Here is a 4,213-nt window from a genome sequence, read left to right as displayed (position 1 = left end):
AGGCGGTGGCTCTGGACAGGGAGGCGGAGCCGAGAGTATTACGCTTGAACGAGTCGTTGACGGCGGTAGTGTGCGGGAAGATGAAGGTGAAGGGAAGCTGTACGGACGGTGAGGAGATATTTAGGGGCAATGATGCGGAGTGTAAGCCTTTTACGGGGTAGAAATCTGATCGAAAGGGAGGAAGCGGATAAAGAAAAGGACGTGGGGGATACATCCTTTCGGGAGAGGATAATTTAAGGGGCTGTACTAGATTAGCTCTAAATTCCACACCAATCCCGCAGGATTTTTAGCTGCCGGGACGGTGTGCCGAAGTTAAATCGAAATTCGCATTCTTTCAAGAACAGCGGGAAAGATTTGCGATCGATTCCATTGTATTTTCGCAAGACACGTTTTGCCTGATTCTAAAAATTCTCAATGCCATTAATGTGGTTCTGACGGTCGGCAAATTCCTTGGAATGGTTGATGCGGTAATGGATGAAACCGCTCACGTCCAACTTGTCGTAGCTGCTCGGACTATCGGTATAAACAATACTGTCCGGCATGATTTTCTTTTTAATGACAGGGAGTAACGTTTCAGACTTGGCATTATCCACCACAACGATATAGACCCGTCCGTTGCGTTTCAGAATGCCGACGACAACCACTTTTCCTGCCACACCGCGACCACGCCTGCCTTTACGCTGTCCGCCGAAATAGCTTTCGTCCAGCTCGACAGGGCCCTCGAAAACCTCATCGGCAGCCAAGGCCAAATGATAGTTTATAACCGTGCGGATTTTACGGTAGAACAGTGCTGCTGAATTGGGATGGATACCCAAAATATCGACTGCAGAACGGGCGGTAACTTCCAGTACAAAAAAACGGAGCAGTTCTTTCTGTGCTTTTTTCTTTAATTTGCAGTGCGTTATCTTCATATTTCGAGGGTAACATATCTGCTAATCTAGTACAGCCCCTAATTTAATTGTTCCTGCTAACATAACTAACCTCAGTTAGCTAAGGAAGGAGATGAAATATTTAGTCTTGTCAGATTAGCACACTATCAATTTTCAGACGACCCTTTGTTATAATCCTCTCTTTACCTGAACATAAAACAGGCTGTCTTATGGAAGTCATCCAATATCCCAATTCTCCGTTTAAACTCCATCAGCCATTTCCTCCTGCCGGTGACCAGCCCGCTGCCATTGCCGGCTTGCTCGAAGGGCTTTCAGACGGCCTGGCCTATCAAACCTTGCTTGGTGTAACCGGTTCGGGTAAAACCTACACCATGGCGAACGTCATTGCTCAAAGCGGCCGCCCTGCTATCATCATGGCGCACAACAAAACCCTTGCCGCCCAGCTTTATGCAGAAATGCGCGAGTTTTTCCCCGAAAACGCGGTGGAATATTTCGTCTCCTACTACGACTATTATCAGCCTGAAGCCTATGTGCCCAGCCGCGATTTGTTCATCGAAAAAGACAGCGCGATCAACGAACACATCGAGCAGATGCGCCTTTCCGCCACCAAAAACCTGATGACGCGCGACGACGTGATTATCGTCGCCACCGTGTCCGCCATTTACGGTATCGGTGACCCGACCGAATATCAACAAATGGTGTTGTCCGTCAAAGAAGGCGATACCATCGAGCAGCGCGACATCATTGCCACACTCGTTTCCATGCAGTACGAACGCGGTGATTTGGACTTCAAACGCGGCAGCTTCCGTGTACGCGGCGACGTGATTGACGTGTACCCTGCTGAAAGCTCCGAAAACGCCTTGCGCATCAGCCTGTTCGATGACGAAATCGACCGACTCGATATGTTCGACCCGCTTTCAGGCAGCCTGCACCAACGCGTCGGCCGCTACACCGTCTTCCCATCCAGCCACTACGTTACCCCGCGCGACACCGTCTTGCGCGCCTGCGAGTCCATCAAAGAAGAATTGCGCGAACGCATTGAATTTTTTGCCCGCGAACAACGCCCTGTCGAACAACAACGCATTGAACAGCGCACCCGCTTCGACCTCGAAATGCTCTACGAAATGGGCTTCTGCAAAGGCATCGAAAACTACTCCCGCCACTTCTCCGGAAAAAAAGAAGGCGAACCGCCGCCCACGCTGATGGACTACCTGCCCGACAACGCTATCATGTTCATCGACGAAAGCCACGTTACCGTCACCCAAATCGGCGGCATGTACAAAGGCGACGCATCGCGCAAGCAAAACCTCGTGGACTACGGCTTCCGCCTGCCTTCCGCCCGAGACAACCGACCGCTCAAGTTCCACGAATTTGAAAAAGTCATGCCGCAAACCATTTTCGTTTCCGCCACCCCCGCCAAATACGAAGAAGAACACGCCGGACAAGTAGTCGAACAAGTCGTCCGCCCCACCGGGCTGGTCGATCCCCAAATCATCATCCGCCCCGTCGCCACCCAAGTTGATGACTTAATGAGCGAAATCAACGACCGCATCCAAAAAGGCGAACGCGTGCTCGTTACCACCCTCACCAAACGCATGGCGGAACAACTCACCGACTATTACAGCGAACTCGGCATCAAAGTGCGCTACCTGCACAGCGACATTGATACCGTAGAGCGTGTTGAAATTATTAGAGATTTGCGGCTCGGATTGTTTGACGTACTCGTCGGCATCAACCTCTTGCGCGAAGGCTTGGACATCCCCGAAGTCTCCCTCGTCGCTATCCTCGACGCTGACAAAGAAGGCTTCCTGCGCTCCCACCGCAGCCTGATTCAAACCATAGGCCGAGCCGCGCGCAACGTGAACGGTGTCGCCATCCTGTACGCCGACAAAATTACCGATTCCATGAAAGCCGCCATCGATGAAACCGAACGCCGCCGCGAAAAACAGATTAAATTCAACGAAGAACACGACATCGTGCCGCAGCAGATTAAAAAACAGGTCAAAGACATCATCGATGGCGTGTACCACGAAGAAGACAGCGGCAAAGGCCGTCTGAAAGGCAAAAACAAAGTCAAAGTCGGCGAGATTCACAATGAAGAAGACGCGATTAAAGAAATCGCCAAACTGGAAAAAGCCATGCAGCAGGCAGCTAGGGATTTGCAGTTTGAAGAAGCGGCTGTGTTGCGGGATAGGATTCGGGGGATTAAAGAGAATTTGTTGTTTTAACTGTGCTATACTTTCAAAAATGTTATTTCTCACAATAAATACCTTATTTATGGATGATAAACAAAATGCATGGTTATAATGATTATCCACCACATTTGTTTTATAAAGGGACAGTAAAAATATCTGTTATTTTGGAGCAAGCGCAAAGAGATACAAATGGTATAAATAAACTTAATAAAGTTCACGAGTTATTTGGAACGCCCGCTGTTGGGCTTGTTGCTAGGATTCGTAGATACATAAATGGGGAAGCTTTAAAAATGCCAGAAGCAATAAATAATGAAAAATATCCATTTAAAGCAATTAAATATGCTCACTGTACCGATTGGGATAAATTCAATGAAGAAAATGGTTCTATTAATGATTTAGCTCATTTACGTGCTTATTTTTGGGATTGCAACCCATATGGTGAGGAACTAATGTGTATTACACATTTTTTGAGAAAACAAACAGAAAAATTACATCCAAAAGATACAGAAATTTCTTTGCAAGAAAAAGATAAATTCGAAAAAAATGGATTCAGTTATGAAGACTAACGTACTAGCTTTAAGTAGTAGAAGTGAATTTGATCAAGCAGTATATCAAGAAGATATTCTTATTGAATTGTCAGAAAGACTGGCTCTAGAGATGGAATATGCCCAAATCCAACCTGAGGAATTGCAAAAACTGTTAGGGAAAAATGAGGCATATGTGACAGGTTTATTGGAGGGCTTTGCTAATATTAGATTAAAAGAATTGGCAGATATTTTTTCTGTTTTTAATAAATATGTTAAGCTTATGCCTGCTTATGAAGGTCAAAAAGTTTGCTATTTAGAAGATAGTAAATTTAATACCGTGAAGTTAAATATTAATCCTGAGGTAAAGATAGCTGAAGACTTTAGAAATTTCTCCATTATAAAACATAATGATAACACGCAAACGATATCAAAATTAGTTAATGTTACAGTTAATAATAATTTTAGTTGCAACTCTGAGTTTCAGGGAATTTTAGAAAGTCAGTATATTGGAAATTCATTACCAAATAATCAGCATCAAATTCAAGATATTATCTGTGGAAACAATTCTTTGGTGAGTAATGTAAAATGAATGATATTAAAT

The 4,213-nt window shown here is 45.4% G+C and carries 3 protein-coding genes and 1 pseudogene; 3 read left to right on the top strand and 1 reads right to left on the bottom strand.

What is annotated here, in order from left to right; genetic code table 11:
- Window positions 1-257: 257 nt before the first annotated feature.
- Window positions 258-911, bottom strand: a pseudogene (locus ACTHUE_RS11955) (IS1595 family transposase).
- A gap of 188 nt (window positions 912-1,099) precedes the next feature.
- On the opposite strand from ACTHUE_RS11955, the gene uvrB reads away from it, so the two are divergent.
- The 3 genes from uvrB (at window position 1,100) to ACTHUE_RS11940 (ending at window position 4,201) form a co-directional block, all read left to right on the top strand.
- Window positions 1,100-3,118, top strand: coding sequence for an excinuclease ABC subunit UvrB (uvrB, locus tag ACTHUE_RS11950; protein ID WP_070460625.1), 2,019 nt, complete (start codon window positions 1,100-1,102; stop codon window positions 3,116-3,118).
- A gap of 65 nt (window positions 3,119-3,183) precedes the next feature.
- The gene (locus ACTHUE_RS11945) at window positions 3,184-3,651 is read left to right on the top strand and encodes a hypothetical protein (RefSeq protein WP_107769084.1); all 468 of its coding nucleotides are present in this window, start codon (window positions 3,184-3,186) and stop codon (window positions 3,649-3,651) included.
- Complete coding sequence (locus ACTHUE_RS11940; RefSeq protein WP_070460621.1) at window positions 3,641-4,201, top strand: hypothetical protein; 561 nt, start codon at window positions 3,641-3,643, stop codon at window positions 4,199-4,201. The genes ACTHUE_RS11945 and ACTHUE_RS11940 overlap by 11 nt, the downstream gene beginning before the upstream one ends.
- Window positions 4,202-4,213 lie beyond the last annotated feature (12 nt).

It is taken from the genome of Neisseria sp. P0021.S005, from assembly GCF_051956955.1.
This window is presented reverse-complemented; position numbering and strand designations above follow the sequence as displayed.